14 protein-coding genes and 1 pseudogene are annotated in these 15,925 nt (G+C 32.8%); 7 read left to right on the top strand and 8 right to left on the bottom strand.

Features of this window, described 5'->3' with window-relative positions; all coding sequences use genetic code 11:
* Window positions 1-243 precede the first annotated feature (243 nt).
* Window positions 244-333: pseudogene (locus IDG45_RS07060) on the bottom strand (hypothetical protein).
* Here IDG45_RS07060 and harA point away from each other — a divergent pair.
* Window positions 332-3,013 (top strand): haptoglobin-binding heme uptake protein HarA, encoded by a 2,682-nt coding sequence (gene harA, locus IDG45_RS07055; protein ID WP_001032777.1) that lies wholly within the window; start codon window positions 332-334, stop codon window positions 3,011-3,013. The pseudogene IDG45_RS07060 and the gene harA sit on opposite strands and share 2 nt — an antisense overlap.
* 133 nt (window positions 3,014-3,146) lie before the next feature.
* Window positions 3,147-3,239 carry a hypothetical protein gene (locus tag IDG45_RS07050; RefSeq protein ID WP_042904638.1) on the top strand — a complete coding sequence of 31 codons (93 nt, stop codon included), beginning with the start codon at window positions 3,147-3,149 and terminating at the stop codon, window positions 3,237-3,239.
* On the opposite strand, the gene IDG45_RS07045 is transcribed toward IDG45_RS07050, so the two are convergent.
* Complete coding sequence (locus tag IDG45_RS07045; protein ID WP_000184373.1) at window positions 3,219-4,124, bottom strand: transglycosylase domain-containing protein; 906 nt, start codon at window positions 4,122-4,124, stop codon at window positions 3,219-3,221. The two genes, IDG45_RS07050 and IDG45_RS07045, sit on opposite strands and share 21 nt — an antisense overlap.
* Before the next feature lie 380 nt (window positions 4,125-4,504).
* On the opposite strand from IDG45_RS07045, the gene tyrS reads away from it, so the two are divergent.
* Window positions 4,505-5,767 (top strand): tyrosine--tRNA ligase, encoded by a 1,263-nt coding sequence (gene tyrS, locus IDG45_RS07040; protein WP_000186029.1) that lies wholly within the window; start codon window positions 4,505-4,507, stop codon window positions 5,765-5,767.
* A 93-nt stretch (window positions 5,768-5,860) separates the two neighbouring features.
* Here tyrS and IDG45_RS07035 read toward each other — a convergent pair whose 3' ends face one another.
* The gene (locus tag IDG45_RS07035; protein ID WP_001279341.1) at window positions 5,861-7,135 is read right to left on the bottom strand and encodes a S1C family serine protease; all 1,275 of its coding nucleotides are present in this window, start codon (window positions 7,133-7,135) and stop codon (window positions 5,861-5,863) included.
* 171 nt (window positions 7,136-7,306) lie between these two features.
* On the opposite strand from IDG45_RS07035, the gene IDG45_RS07030 reads away from it, so the two are divergent.
* The 3 genes from IDG45_RS07030 (at window position 7,307) to IDG45_RS07020 (ending at window position 10,755) form a co-directional block, all read left to right on the top strand.
* The gene (locus IDG45_RS07030) at window positions 7,307-7,924 is read left to right on the top strand and encodes a lysophospholipid acyltransferase family protein (RefSeq protein ID WP_000287588.1); all 618 of its coding nucleotides are present in this window, start codon (window positions 7,307-7,309) and stop codon (window positions 7,922-7,924) included.
* Window positions 7,925-8,051: 127 nt separating this feature from the next.
* Complete coding sequence (gene nagE / locus IDG45_RS07025) at window positions 8,052-9,518, top strand: N-acetylglucosamine-specific PTS transporter subunit IIBC (protein ID WP_000276354.1); 1,467 nt, start codon at window positions 8,052-8,054, stop codon at window positions 9,516-9,518.
* Between the two features lie 106 nt (window positions 9,519-9,624).
* Window positions 9,625-10,755 (top strand): HAD family hydrolase, encoded by a 1,131-nt coding sequence (locus IDG45_RS07020; protein WP_000721711.1) that lies wholly within the window; start codon window positions 9,625-9,627, stop codon window positions 10,753-10,755.
* Here IDG45_RS07020 and IDG45_RS07015 read toward each other — a convergent pair.
* The 4 genes from IDG45_RS07015 to IDG45_RS07000 form a co-directional block, all read right to left on the bottom strand.
* Window positions 10,716-10,811: a hypothetical protein gene (locus IDG45_RS07015; RefSeq protein ID WP_031761395.1), complete on the bottom strand. Its 96-nt coding sequence runs from the start codon at window positions 10,809-10,811 to the stop codon at window positions 10,716-10,718. The genes IDG45_RS07020 and IDG45_RS07015 overlap by 40 nt on opposite strands.
* 93 nt (window positions 10,812-10,904) lie before the next feature.
* Window positions 10,905-12,509 carry a phosphoglycerate dehydrogenase gene (serA, locus tag IDG45_RS07010; protein WP_000808837.1) on the bottom strand — a complete coding sequence of 535 codons (1,605 nt, stop codon included), beginning with the start codon at window positions 12,507-12,509 and terminating at the stop codon, window positions 10,905-10,907.
* Window positions 12,496-13,656 (bottom strand): pyridoxal-phosphate-dependent aminotransferase family protein, encoded by a 1,161-nt coding sequence (locus IDG45_RS07005; protein ID WP_000291425.1) that lies wholly within the window; start codon window positions 13,654-13,656, stop codon window positions 12,496-12,498. The genes serA and IDG45_RS07005 overlap by 14 nt, the downstream gene beginning before the upstream one ends.
* 114 nt (window positions 13,657-13,770) lie before the next feature.
* Entirely contained in the window at window positions 13,771-14,217 is a 447-nt protein-coding gene (locus IDG45_RS07000) for an OsmC family protein (protein WP_000553924.1), read from the bottom strand.
* A gap of 79 nt (window positions 14,218-14,296) precedes the next feature.
* Here IDG45_RS07000 and IDG45_RS06995 point away from each other — a divergent pair, with 79 nt between their 5' ends.
* Window positions 14,297-15,040: a glycerophosphodiester phosphodiesterase gene (locus tag IDG45_RS06995; protein WP_000174276.1), complete on the top strand. Its 744-nt coding sequence runs from the start codon at window positions 14,297-14,299 to the stop codon at window positions 15,038-15,040.
* 215 nt (window positions 15,041-15,255) lie between these two features.
* Here IDG45_RS06995 and rpsD read toward each other — a convergent pair whose 3' ends face one another.
* Window positions 15,256-15,858 carry a 30S ribosomal protein S4 gene (gene rpsD / locus IDG45_RS06990; protein ID WP_000090512.1) on the bottom strand — a complete coding sequence of 201 codons (603 nt, stop codon included), beginning with the start codon at window positions 15,856-15,858 and terminating at the stop codon, window positions 15,256-15,258.
* Between the last annotated feature and the right edge of the window lie 67 nt (window positions 15,859-15,925).

The raw sequence follows: 15,925 nt of genomic DNA, 5'->3' as shown, positions 1-15,925 counted from the left end.
TATCATGGCAATTGTTTAATAAAGATAAGTAAATAGTTTAATAGACCGGACTGTTGGAGATGCATTATTTCAGCAGTTCGGTTTTTTTGCTGTGCTAAAAATAGATTCAATTTGGTGAATCTAAAGGCAATGTTTGAAGGTAGTTAATTAATGTATTCGAAGATAAAAAGTGGGCTTGAAGAATAGGAAAGCGATGCAATGAATATTCATATTAAAAAATTTTAATAAAATAGGTTGCAATATTTAATTGGTATGCGCTACAATTAACACTAACAATTGATATTGATAATTATTATCAATTAAATACTATCTTATAGGAGTTGTTAACAACATGAACAAACATCACCCAAAATTAAGGTCTTTCTATTCTATTAGAAAATCAACTCTAGGCGTTGCATCGGTCATTGTCAGTACACTATTTTTAATTACTTCTCAACATCAAGCGCAAGCAGCAGAAAATACAAATACTTCAGACAAAATCTCGGAAAATCAAAATAATAATGCAACTACGACTCAGCCACCAAAAGATACAAATCAAACACAACCTGCTACGCAACCAGCAAACACTGCGAAAAACTATCCTGCAGCGGATGAATCACTTAAAGATGCAATTAAAAATCCTGCAGTAGAAAATAAAGAACATGACATAGGTCCAAGAGAACAAGTTAATTTTCAATTATTAGATAAAAACAATGAAACGCAGTACTATCACTTTTTCAGTATCAAAGATCCAGCAGATGTATATTACACTAAAAAGAAAGCAGAGGTTGAATTAGATATAAACACTGCTTCAACATGGAAAAAGTTTGAAGTATATGAAAACAATCAAAAATTGCCAGTGAGACTTGTATCTTATAGTCCTGTTCCAGAAGACCATGCCTATATTCGATTCCCTGTTTCAGATGGTACGCAAGAGCTGAAAATTGTCTCTTCAACTCAAATTGATGATGAACCTGAAACAAATTATGATTATACTAAATTAGTATTTGCTAAACCTATTTATAACGATCCTTCACTTGTAAAATCAGATACAAATGATGCAGTAACAACGAATGATCAATCAAGTTCAGATGCAAGTAATCAAACAAATACGAATACATCTAATCAAAATACATCAACGACCAACAATGCTAATAATCAACCGCAGGCAACGACCGATATGAGTCAACCTGCACAACCAAAATCGTCAGCGAATGCAGATCAAGCGTCAAGCCAACCAGCTCATGAAACAAATTCTAATGGTAATACTAACGATAAAACGAATGAGTCAAGTAATCAGTCGGATGTTAATCAACAGTATCCACCAGCAGATGAATCGCTACAAGATGCAATTAAAAACCCGGCTATCATCGATAAAGAACATACAGCTGATAATTGGCGACCAATTGATTTTCAAATGAAAAATGATAAAGGTGAAAGACAGTTCTATCATTATGCTAGTACTGTTGAACCAGCAACTGTCATTTTTACAAAAACAGGACCAATAATTGAATTAGGTTTAAAGACAGCTTCAACATGGAAGAAATTTGAAGTTTATGAAGGTGACAAAAAGTTACCAGTCGAATTAGTATCATATGATTCTGATAAAGATTATGCCTATATTCGTTTCCCAGTATCTAATGGTACGAGAGAAGTTAAAATTGTGTCATCTATTGAATATGGTGAGAACATCCATGAAGACTATGATTATACGCTAATGGTCTTTGCACAGCCTATTACTAATAACCCAGACGACTATGTGGATGAGGAAACATACAATTTACAAAAATTATTAGCTCCGTATCACAAAGCTAAAACGTTAGAAAGACAAGTTTATGAATTAGAAAAATTACAAGAGAAATTGCCAGAAAAATATAAGGCAGAATATAAAAAGAAATTAGACCAAACGAGAGTTGAGTTAGCCGATCAAGTTAAGTCTGCAGTGACAGAATTTGAAAATGTTACACCTACAAATGATCAATTAACAGATGTACAAGAGGCTCATTTTGTTGTTTTTGAAAGTGAAGAAAATAGTGAGTCAGTCATGGATGGATTTGTTGAACATCCATTCTATACAGCAACTTTAAATGGTCAAAAATATGTAGTGATGAAAACAAAGGATGACAGTTACTGGAAAGATTTAATTGTAGAAGGTAAACGTGTCACAACTGTTTCTAAAGATACTAAAAATAATTCTAGAACGTTGATTTTCCCATATATACCTGACAAAGCAGTTTACAATGCGATTGTTAAAGTAGTTGTGGCAAACATTGGTTATGAAGGTCAATATCATGTCAGAATTATAAATCAGGATATCAAGACAAAAGATGATGACACATCACAAAATAACACGAGTGAACCGCTAAATGTACAAACAGGACAAGAAGATAATGTTACTGCAACGGATACAGCTACAAATAACAGTATTGAAACAACTCCAAGTGAGGCAACTGATAAAGTAGATTTGATAGAACCAGAGTCTGACATGGTTAAAGATACTGATAGTAGTGTTGACAAAGATGCGCATCATGATGTTGATCATTTATCCGATATGTCGGGTAACACTCACTTCGATAAGTATGATCTTAAAGAAATGGATACTCAAATTGCTAAAGACACTGATAAGGGTGTTGATAATAGCGTTGGAATGTCATCTTATGTCGATACTGATAAAGACTCTAATAAAAATAAAGACAAAGTCATACAGCTGGATCATATTACCGATAAAAATAAAGTTAATAATACTGGAACTGAAACAAACATTGATACAATGAAATATCATCCTATCAGTACTATCAAAGTTACTGACAAAAAAACAACTGAACATCTGCCGAGTGATATTCATAAAACTGTAGACAAAACAGTGAAAACAAAAGAAAAGGCCGGCACACCATCGAAAGAAAACAAACTTAGTCAATCTAAAATGCTACCAAAAACTGGAGAAACAACTTCAAGCCAATCATGGTGGAGCTTATATGCGTTACTAGGTATGTTAGCTTTATTCATTCCTAAATTCAGAAAAGAATCTAAATAATTAACTGGATATAGCATATGTATGATTAACTTTGTAGACAATGTGAAAGCAATTAAATTATAAACTATTGATTGGTTTAATGGCTTTCCTTTAGAGTATTTAAAATAAAGAACAGCAGTGAGAAATTTTCTAATTGAAAATAATCTTACTGCTGTTTTTAATATTTGGATGCTTTGTTGTGGTTACTTTAAAAACTGAACATCAATTAACGCTTTTTTCGATTTAACAAATGTGATTTAATATCATATTTTAATGCGTCGTTGTATTCTTTTTCAGTGATTTGATCTTCGATTAACATACGCTTTAATACATAATGTTGTCTTTGAATACTATATTTCAAATCTTTATCTGATTTTAACGTTCCATCTTTTTCGTAGGGTGTATAGCCATATGGGCTTTGCAACAAACCGATAAGGTATGCAGATTGTGCAATTGATAAATCTTTTGGTGGAATACCAAATAAACTATATGAAGCGGATGCAATTCCGGAAATATTAGCGCCATTATAATCTCTACCGAAGGGAACTATATTTAAATATGTATATATAATTTCATCTTTTGAGAGTAGGTGTTCTAACCTAATTGCTAGGCGAAGTTCATTTGCTTTTCTACTATATGTTTTTTCGTTGGTAAGAACTTGATTTTTAACAAGTTGTTGTGTAATTGTGCTACCACCTGAACTTTGATTAGTATTAAAAATATCTTGTATCATTGCTCTTAAAATCGCCTTTGGTAAGATGCCATCATGTTTATAAAATAAAGTGTCTTCAGATGACGTTAATGCTTTAATGACATTTGGGCTTGATGTTTTAGGGCCTATAATGAGTGAGTTTTGAGAATGATTATACTCATATAACAAATTTTTGTTATTATGATCTAATAATTCATCGCCAGGTATTTGTCGAACTTTTTTTATTAAAGCATCATCTGATAATGAGTCGGACGTTTTAGTTAAATGATGAAAATATAAAGACATCGCAATCACAGCGATAGCAACGATGGCAATGAAAATCATAAATATAAAAACAATGACATGTTTGATAGCTTTATATATCTTTTCAAAATGATATATACGATGATTCAATTGATGATTGTTGTCTTGATTCGTCATCTTTAACCTCCTAAATTACGTATAGTATACCATATTTAAGCAATTTGACTTTTATTTTAACGTTAATTATAATTAGGGAAAATGCATAAAGAATAGGATAAAAGGACAAGTAATATTATTTGAAATCATCAGAGAGCTAGTGGTCGCTGTGAACTAGTGTTTTTAATAGTATGAATACACCTTTATAACTAACATGTCCTACGTTTATTAATGAACGTATCATTAATAGAGTGAACATTATCTTATGATTATGTTTAAGTTTGGTGGTAACGTGCAATCGCGCCCTTACATATTTGTTGTAAGGGTTTTTTTACGTTCAAAAAGCTTTAAAGTATTTTAACAAATATTCACTAAATAATTATAAATAGGAGGAATTAATAATGACGAATGTATTAATTGAAGATTTAAAATGGAGAGGCCTTATTTATCAACAAACTGATGAACAAGGTATTGAAGATTTATTAAATAAAGAACAAGTGACGTTATACTGCGGTGCCGATCCAACGGCAGATAGCTTACACATTGGTCACTTACTACCATTCTTAACCTTAAGACGTTTTCAAGAACATGGACATCGTCCTATCGTTTTAATTGGCGGTGGTACAGGTATGATTGGTGATCCATCGGGTAAATCAGAAGAACGTGTGCTACAAACAGAAGAACAAGTAGATAAAAATATCGAAGGTATTAGTAAGCAAATGCACAATATTTTTGAATTTGGAACAGACCATGGTGCAGTGCTTGTTAATAATAGAGACTGGTTAGGACAAATTTCATTAATTAGCTTTTTACGTGACTATGGTAAACACGTCGGCGTTAATTACATGTTAGGTAAAGATTCAATCCAAAGTCGTTTAGAACATGGTATTTCATATACAGAATTCACATACACGATTTTACAAGCTATTGATTTCGGTCATTTGAATAGAGAACTGAATTGTAAGATTCAAGTAGGTGGATCAGATCAATGGGGTAATATCACAAGTGGTATTGAATTAATGCGTCGTATGTATGGTCAAACAGACGCATACGGTTTAACTATTCCGCTTGTAACTAAATCAGATGGTAAGAAATTTGGTAAATCTGAGTCAGGTGCTGTTTGGTTAGATGCTGAAAAAACAAGTCCTTATGAATTTTATCAATTCTGGATTAATCAATCAGACGAAGATGTAATTAAATTCTTAAAATACTTTACTTTCTTAGGAAAAGAAGAAATTGATCGCTTAGAACAATCTAAAAATGAAGCACCGCATTTACGTGAAGCTCAAAAAACATTAGCTGAAGAAGTAACTAAATTTATTCATGGTGAAGATGCATTAAATGATGCAATCCGTATTTCACAAGCATTATTTAGTGGTGATTTAAAATCATTATCAGCGAAAGAATTAAAAGATGGATTTAAAGATGTGCCTCAAGTGACATTATCAAATGACACAACAAATATCGTTGAAGTCCTTATTGAAACAGGCATTTCTCCTTCTAAACGACAAGCACGTGAAGATGTTAACAATGGTGCGATTTATATTAATGGTGAGAGACAACAAGATGTTAATTATGCTTTAGCACCAGAAGATAAAATTGATGGCGAATTTACGATTATTCGTCGCGGTAAGAAAAAATACTTCATGGTTAACTATCAATAAATATAATTGCATAGCTAAATAAATTAGAGCCTACTCATTACATTCTTAGGAATGAATATGAGTAGGCTCTTAATGTACTTTTCTGTCTGTAAATTATCTAAAGAAATCTCTATCGCCTTGGCCAGGTGATTGACGCTCTGATCGGCTTTGACGTTTTGGTTGTTCTTTTTGTTGTTTTAATTTCACTTTAACTTCTTTAGTTTTACCATCACGGATAACGGTAACAGTGACTGATTCACCAGGCTTTTTATTTTCATACAAATAGCTTCTTAAATCAACATCATCTTTAATTTTCTTGCCATCAATTTCTGTAATAATATCACCTTTTTTAAGATCAATATCACTATCAGCTTTTGCGACATAAATACCGTCTTCGCTATCAGTATGAAGTTGCTCGCGCTCTTCTTCAGGAATATCTTTCAAATTAATTAAACCAATACCAATCGAAGGGCGGTCAATTTTACCATGTTTTACAAGTTGTTCAATTGTTACTTTAACTTCATTACTTGGAATGGCAAACCCGATACCTTCAACTTGTGTCGCAGCAATTTTCATTGAGTTAATACCAACTAAATTACCATTAATATCTACTAATGCGCCACCTGAGTTACCTGGGTTAATAGCAGCATCTGTTTGAAGAACGCTGACTTTTGTATTGCCACCAGTTGTCTCAGCGTCAATAGTACGTTCACTTGCTGAAATGATACCTGATGTTACAGAGTTAGCAAATTGTAATCCTAATGGGTTACCCATTGCGAATACGCTATCACCAGTTTGTACTTTTGAAGAGTTGGCGAATTGAATCGCTTTAATACCTTTAGTATTTTCAATTTTAAGTACAGCAATATCAGTTACTGCATCCTTACCAACTAATTTCGCTTTAACTTGTTTTTTATTATGTAATTGGACTCTAATTTCATTTGCGCCATCAATAACATGATTGTTTGTAACGATATAAGCTGAATTGTTGTTTATTTGATAGATGACACCTGAACCTACTCCGGCTTCAGATGGTTTAGATGATTTGCCTTTTAATAAGTCGTCTACACTTGATGCTTTTTGCATGTTAATAACTCCAACAATTGTAGGGGAGACAGATTTTATCATTTCATGAACGGTACCGAATTTCTTGCTTTGACCGTCTAATTGATTGCCACCTTTATTATTTGTTGTCTGGACAGTTGAACCATCTTTATTTAAAATTGTACTATTTAATACTTTGCCTATACCAAGTACTAGAAGTGCACCAATGATTCCAGCAATCAATGCAACGATGACTGTTTTAAACCATGGAAATTTAGGTCTTCTGTATCTAGGTGTTTGGCTATGGTTTGTTGTAGAATGATCTGTATGATTAAAATCTGACATACTTAACCTCCATTATATGATTTATATATGCTTTAATTATGTCTTTTTTTTATAATTATTGCTAGTAATACACTATACAACTTTAGATGTATTTTCAGACTATCTTGTTCTAGTAAAAATATAGTGATAAAATCTAGTTGTTATAAACAAATAAGTTAAGTAGGTGGCACAATGTATTCAGTGATTAGTAAGATTTTGAATTTCATTTTAGTTAAAATGTCAAAATCATTATACGTAATCGGTAAAGATAATATTCCTAAGGATAGTAAATATGTCGTAACTTGTACGCATGAAAGTTATAACGAAGTCATTATGCTAGGTATGGCATTATATCCTAATCAAATTCATTATATGGCTAAAAAAGAATTATTCAAAAATAAATGGATTGGTAAATTTTTAACGTCTTTAAATGCATTTCCTGTAGATCGTGAAAATCCAGGACCTAGTACTTTAAAACGCCCAATCAATTTGTTGAAAGATAATAAGACAGTTGGTATCTTCCCAACAGGTTCTCGCACATCGCAAGAAGGTGCACCTTTGAAACGTGGTGCTTCAACAATTGCAATGTTAAGTAAGTCACCAATATTACCTGTTGCTTATGTTGGTCCTACTAAGATTCATGGTCTTTTAACAGGACAAGCATACATAAATATTGGTAAACCAATCGATATTAACGATTTACCTAAAGATTTAAAACGAAACGAGCGTATCGATTACATTACAAAAGAGATTGAAACACGAACAGCAAAGTTACAACAAGAATTGCATGAAATTGTAAAAAGTTTATAAAATAACTTGAGGTAGAAATATAGCTGGTTAGTAAGCCTAGGTGACTATAACGGAGTATCGAAGTAGTTATTCTAGTTACATTAGTAATCTTTATATTTCTACCTTATTTTAAGAAGGATGACATTCAATGTATAAATTTTTCCAAAATTTAGGGCGTTCGTTAATGTTACCAGTTGCCATTTTACCGGCTGCAGCAATTATTGCCGGAATTGGTAATACGTTAAATGCACTTCATGCGGCGCCGAAAATCGCAATGTTCTTTACTACGGTAGGTACTACGATTTTAGAGCAATTAGGTATTTTATTTGCAATTGGTGTAGCTATAGGAATGGCAAAGAAAAATGATGGTGCAGTCGCGCTTGCAGCTGCGTTAGGATATTTTTTAGTTACAGTTGTATTATCACCAATGAAATTAGCGCCTTTATTAGGAATGAAAGCTTCTGAAATAAATTCAGCTTTTGAAAAAATGAATAATGGTAATGTCTTTGTTGGTATTGTAATAGGTTTAATAGCAGCCTATGCATACAATAAGTTTAGTGAAACAGAATTACCATTAGCATTATCATTTTTTAGTGGTAAACGTCTAGTTCCAATTATGACTGCATTTTACTGTACATTTTTAGTTGTCATATTGTTATTCTTATGGCCACTACTTTATTCATGGATTGTAAAATTTGGTGAATCTATAGTTGGTTTAGGATCATTTGGTGCTTTCGTATATGGTGTTGCCAACAGATTATTAATTCCTACAGGATTACATCATGCACTGAATAGTGTGTTCTGGTTTGATACGATTGGTATTAATGATATTGGTAAATTCCAAAGTGGCAAAGATGCTATAAAAGGTATTACAGGACGCTATCAAGCGGGATTCTTCCCAATCATGATGTTCGGTATTCCAGCGGCTGCGTTAGCAATGTATCATACAGCTAAAACTACTCAGAAAAAACAAGTTTACGGTTGGTTCCTAGCGAGTTCAGTTGCAGCATTTTTCGTTGGTGTTACAGAGCCGATTGAGTTTGCATTTATGTTTGTTGCGCCAATCTTATATGTTGTTCATGCGTTATTAACAGGATTATCTTTATTTATCGCAGCTACATTCCATTGGACAGCTGGATTTTCATTTAGTGCAGGTTTGATAGATTATGTGTTATCACTAATTAATCCAGTATCAAATCATCCATTGATGTTGCTTGTTCAAGGTGTTGTATTCTTCATCTTATACTATGTGATTTTCCGTGTAGTAATCCAAGTATTTAACTTAAATACGATTGGTAGAGGTGAAAATGAATTAGTTGATCCAACAGTTGTAAAAGATAATATTGCTCCTGGTGAAAATGATATTAAACAAAGTAAATATCATAATCATGCTATACAAATATTAGAAGGTTTAGGTGGTCAAGAGAATATTGTTAATTTAACCAATTGTGCAACAAGGTTGCGTCTAGAGTTAAAAGACACATCTATTATTGATCAACAGAAGATTAAAAACGCCGGTGCAGTTGGTGTTACTGTTAATGGCAAACATTCAACTCAAGTTATTGTCGGTACACACGTACAGCAGGTTGCTGATGAAATTGAAAAACATTTATAAAATTTAATCAACTAAAGCGCAATTCTAACTTCAATAGGGTTTGCGCTTTTTTTAGTCAAATAGTAGAATGATTTATATCTGAATTTTCAGAAATGGAGTGGGGATTGTGAAGAAAATTTTATTTGATGTTGATGGCGTTTTTTTAAGTGAAGAACGTTGTTTCGATGTCTCTGCATTAACGGTATATGAATTATTAATGGATAAGTGTTATTTAGGTCTTCATTCACATATAGATTGGGAAACTTTGACTGATAACGATATACAAGACATTAGGAATCGAATTTTTCAAAAAGATAAGATTTTAAACAAATTAAAATCGCTAGGGCTGAATTCAAATTGGGATATGTTATTTATCGTTTTTAGTATTCATTTAATTGATATTTTGAAAAAGTTATCACATGATGAAATTGAGGCATTCATGTATCAAGATGAGCCTGTCGAATTGAAGTTGCAAAATATAAGCACAAACTTAGCAGACCGTTTTAATTTAAATGAACAACTACCTTTACAATTTTTGGATAATGTAAAAGTTGGTAAAAATAATATTTATGCTGCTTTGGAAGAGTTTGCAATAACAGAGTTACATGTTTCGGATGCTACTTTATTTAGTTTGAAGGGTGCATTATGGACGTTAGCGCAAGAAGTTTATCAAGAATGGTATCTAGGATCGAAGTTGTATGAAGAGGTTGAAAAGAAAATAGCACGAACTACTTTTAAGACAGGTTATATTTATCAAGAAATTATTTTGAGACCGGTAGATGAAGTTAAGGTACTTCTGAATGATTTAAAAGGTGCTGGTTTCGAATTAGGTATTGCAACAGGTCGTCCTTATACTGAGACTGTTGTGCCATTTGAAAATTTAGGATTGTTACCATATTTTGAAGCTGATTTTATTGCAACAGCAAGTGATGTTTTAGAAGCAGAGAATATGTATCCGCAAGCACGACCATTAGGAAAGCCGAATCCTTTTAGTTATATCGCAGCTTTATATGGTAATAATCGCGATAAATATGAATCTTATATCAATAAGCAAGATAACATTGTAAATAAAGATGACGTATTTATAGTAGGCGATTCGTTAGCTGACTTATTAAGTGCTCAAAAAATAGGTGCAACGTTTATTGGAACATTAACAGGTTTAAAAGGTAAGGATGCTGCAGGTGAGTTAGAAGCGCATCATGCCGACTATGTTATTAATCATTTAGGTGAACTTAGAGGTGTACTAGATAATTTGTAATTTGATTGTTGTTTGACAGCATAACTTGAAGTGAATGATTGAACCAAAGGTTTCATATTGAGTTACAATGAAATTAATAATGGAAAAATGCCAAGAAGCAATGGAAGTAATCCAATGTCTTCTTGGCATTTTGAATTTACATAAATTGTTTATGACTGTACCGTCAATTCAGTTGTGAAAATTTGATTGTATTCACCAACTTGTTTAAGTTCATCAATTATATTGTTTGAAACAGGTTGATCAACGGATAAAATCATTAGCGCATCTCCGCCCGCTTCAGTTCTACCTAAAGTCATAGATGCAATGTTGATATTGTATTTACCTAACAATGCGCCAGTTTTACCTACCATACCTGGAGTATCATTATGATATGACACAATTTGATATTGATTTGGCTTTAAGTCTACAGAAAAATTATTAATTCTAACAATTCTTGGACCGAAACCTGTAAAGACAGAAGCGCCAACTTTAACGGAATCGCTATCGTTTGATAGTTCTACCTCTAAGTAGTTACTAAAACCTGTCTCTGCTTTATTATTTTCAATATTTAATGTCACTTGTTGTTGATTTAACAGCATTAGAGCATTGATAATATTGACTTCAGGACCAAGATCATCTTTTAAAATATGAGTAATAATTGTACGTGTTAATAAACTACTATCAATAGAGGCTAAGTCGCCACCGTACGTAATTTTAATAGAGCTTGGTGCATTGTACATTAATTGAATAGCTAATTCACCAACTGTTTGGCTTAAATTGATGAATGATTTTACAGTATCATCTATATTGCTTAAGTCCATTTTAGGTGCATTCACTGCATGCGTTACAGTACCATCAATTAAAATTTCGATGATTTCATTTGAAACAGAAATTGCCACTTTTTCTTGAGCTTCGACTGTTGAAGCACCCAAATGAGGTGTAACAATAATTTTATCATGTGCAACAAGAGGCGAATCAGTTGCAGGTTCATGTTCAAACACATCGATAGCTGCCCGACTAATTTGTCCTTCGTCTAATGCTTTTATTAACGCCTTTTCATCAATAATACCACCACGTGCCACATTGATTATTTGCAAACTAGGTTTTGCTTTGGCAAAAAAGTCAGCATTAATTAAGCCTTTTGTTTTAGGTGTTAGTGGTGTATGCAATGTAACGAAATCAGAATGTTGGGCAATCTCATCAACTGTTGCCTTCGTAATGCTTAAAGATTTTGCTTTTTCATCCGTTAAGTAAGGGTCAAAAGCTAGTATTTTCATTCCGAAACTTTGCGCACGTTTAGCAACACCTAAACCAATTCTACCAGCACCAATGACACCTAATGTTTTATGATAAAGCTCAGTACCTTTAAATGCATTTCGATTCCATTCTTTATTTGTAAGTGATTGGTGTGCTTGCGGAATATTTCGAGCCATTGATAATAACATTGCTAGTGAATGTTCAGTAGCTGAAATCGTATTACCATCTGGGGCATTAATAACTAAAATACCTTTTAATGTTGCAGCATCAATATTAATATTATCTACACCAACACCGGCACGTGCGATTACTTTTAAAGAATCAGCAGCATTTATGATATTTTCAGTAACCGTAGTTTGACTACGAACGATTAAAGCATGGTATGAAGGTATAATTTTGATTAATGCTTCTTCGGACAAGCCAGTTTGAATATCTACATTGAATTGTTCGTGATCTAATAATGCTTTGATACCATCTTTTGATATGGGATCTGCAACGAGTACATTAAATTGCTTCATGAATAACCTCCATATATTTTGATATACCTTTACCGATATAGTTAACTTTACGGTGTTCAGTTAAAATAATTTCTAAAGCAGATACTACCGATAAAATATCGAAAGGACTAATTTTCCCCATATGACCAATTCTTAAAATTTGACCTTTAAGATGGCCTTGACCACCAGCAATTGTTATTTTAAAGCGATTTTTAAGTTCATCTTTGATTATTTTCACTTCATCATTTGTGTTAGGTTTGAATGCCGTAACCGTTGGAGATGCATCTTTATCATTGACTAATAAAGTTAAATCTAATGCTTTTAAGGCGCTTCTTAATGCATTTCTAATTGCATAGTGTCGTGCTATTACGTGATTGAAACCTTCTGCTTTTACGGTTTCAACGTATGCATTTACACCTCTAAATAAAGACACATTTGGTGTGAACGGTGTAGAATTGTCAGCTTGTGACGAAATGTATTTATTTAAGTCTAGATAAAATTTTGGTGTAGTTACTTCTTTGAAACGTTCTTTTGCAAGGTGGCTATAAGCTACAAAAGCTAATCCTGGAGGTAACATAATTGCTTTTTGACTACCAGAAACAAGTACATCAATTTTATCTTTGTTAATGTCAACATCAACAGCACCAATGCAACTTACGCCGTCAACTACAAAATAAATATTACTATTAAATTGATTGATGGCATTTCCTAACTCGTGAATAGGGTGTAGCACTGTCGTAGATGTTTCGCAATATTGACTAAATACTGCTTTAACTTCAACATTTAAAGTTGAAAGGTAATTGATGAAATCTTTGACATCTACAGCTTCTCCCCATGTTACGTCATAAATATGCACATTTTTGTAATAAGTTTGTGCAATTTGTTTAAATCGGTTACCAAAGGCACCTGAAACAATGACAACGAAGTGATCTTCAGGGTTTACAATGTTCAACATACTAGCTTCTAAGACGCTTGTACCGCTAGATGTTAAAATAAGTACATCATTTTGACTCCCAAATATTGGCTTTAGACCTTGAAATGCTTGTTGTGCGATGTCTTCAAAATCTTTAGAGCGATGACCAACCATAGGTGCTTGAATTTCTCTCATAATGGCATCAGGTACAGGGGTTGGGCCAGGTGTTAATAACAACGGTTGATGATAATACATTTATATGCCTCCTATAAATAAGATTTCACTATTTTAGCAAATTTTCTGAAAATTTAAAAGCCTAAAAAAAGTGATAACGCTATATTGTCGAACAAATGTTATCACTTAACGATTTTATTTGGCCTGAATGATGGGATAGATTTTTATGTCCACATTATTTCTTACAGCATTTGAAATCATGCAATTATTATCTGCAATTGTTATCAATTTTGGTAATCGCTTTTCTAATTGTGCTATTTGATCACTTGGAATTTCAATGTGAGGATGGTGCACAATTTTTGACATACTGAATTTTCCATTATTTAAACAAGCTGTTCCAATCGATTGTTGTTCAATTGAAATATCTGTGAACTTTGCACGTTCAAGAGTAGCTGCTAATGAGATGATATAACATGATGAAGCGGCTGATACTAACATTTCATCGGGATTTGTTCCTATACCAACACCACCTAAAGAAGCAGGTATTGAAATATTCTCTGAAAGTATGTCGCCTTGAACGTTTCCGACATTGTTACGACCACCTTGCCAAGAAGTTTGGACTTTAAAGTCATGTTGATGCAATTGCTTTAACCTCCAATATAATTGTGATAGTTTAATTTTAGAATAGTTTATCAAAGTTTAACAGAAAGGTGACTTATCAATGACTCTGAATAAACTGAAAGATGAATTACAAATTGTTTCGCACCGCGGATTGCCGAGTGATTTTCCTGAAAATACAATGGTCGGTTATCGAGAGGTAATGGGACTCAACGTTGCTATGTTAGAAATAGATGTTCATTTGACCAAAGACCAACATTTTGTTGTGATACATGATGAAACAATTGATAGAACATCGGATGGTAAGGGGCGTATTGCTGATTACACATTATCGCAATTAAAATCATTTGATTTTGGTAGTTATAAAGATGTTGCTTTTAAGGGAGAACGAATACCCACGTTAGATGAAGTACTTTCATTATGCTTAAAGTTTGATAAAAAGCTATTGATCGAATTGAAAAGTCCGAATTTATATCCAGGAATAGAATGTAAATTGCTGGCATTTTTGGAAGAAAAGAAAGTCGATGCGACACAAGTAGTTATACAATCTTTTGATATCGAATGCATCGAAAAGTTAAACACATTAGGCAGTATATATGAATTAGGTGTGCTTTGTAGTAAACGTAAGTATTGGTATAAAAAGCCAAACTTTTCAAGAATTGCTCAAATTGCTAGTTATGTTAATCCTAATTATGCATTAGTGACCAGAAAATTTGTTGATGAAGCACATCATCATCAATTACAGGTTATGCCATACACAGTTAATAAATTGAAAACTGGAGAAAAATTAAGACAAATGGGTGTAGATGGATTAATTACAGATAATCCGAAATTATTTATTAAGTGAGACGATGAATGGTAATTTGATAGAGGGATGAGGTTTCGTATATCGCAATTGATAATTTTAAAAACTAATGATGAAATATTATAGATTATTCAACAAATAAGACTTGTAAATTCTAAGTTGATTGTAAAATAGGGGAGCTCCATATAATCTTGAATCTATCATTTTTAAATTAATAAAAAAACACCCACAGTTGTGGGTGTTTTTATTGAACGGTATTATCTTGAGTAGTACTCAACGATTAATTGTTCGTTAATTTCAGCAGGTAATTCGCTACGTTCTGGTAAACGTACGAAAGTACCAGTTAGGCTGTCAGCATCAAAGTTTAAGTACTCAGGTACGAAATTGTTGATTTCAACTGATTCAACGATGATGTTTAATTTTTGAGATTTTTCACGAACTGAAATTGTTTGACCAGGTTTAACAGAATAAGATGGAATATCAACACGTTTACCATCTACTAAGATATGACCGTGGTTAACTAATTGACGTGCTTGACGACGAGTACGAGCTAAACCTAATGAATAAACAACAGCGTCTAAACGACTTGCTAATAAGATCATGAAGTTTTCACCGTGTACACCGAATTTTTTACCAGCGATGTCAAATGTGTTACGGAATTGTCTTTCAGTCATTCCATATAAGTAACGTAATTTTTGTTTTTCACGTAATTGTAAACCATATTCTGATAATTTTTTACGTTGGTTTGGACCATGTTGTCCTGGTGCGTAAGGACGTTTTTCTAATTCTTTACCAGTACCGCTTAAAGAGATACCTAAACGACGAGATTTTTTCCAGTTTGAACCTCTGAATCGAGCCATAATAAGACTCCTCCTTTAATTCTTTTTTGTTGTTATGAATAAACAAAAAAGAGTGTTGCATGCTTAC

Source organism: Staphylococcus sp. EG-SA-10, assembly GCF_017151945.1.
GTDB classification, from domain to species: Bacteria; Bacillota; Bacilli; order Staphylococcales; family Staphylococcaceae; genus Staphylococcus; species Staphylococcus aureus.
Note: the sequence above shows the minus strand (reverse complement) of the source record. Positions and strands in the feature narration are given on the sequence as shown.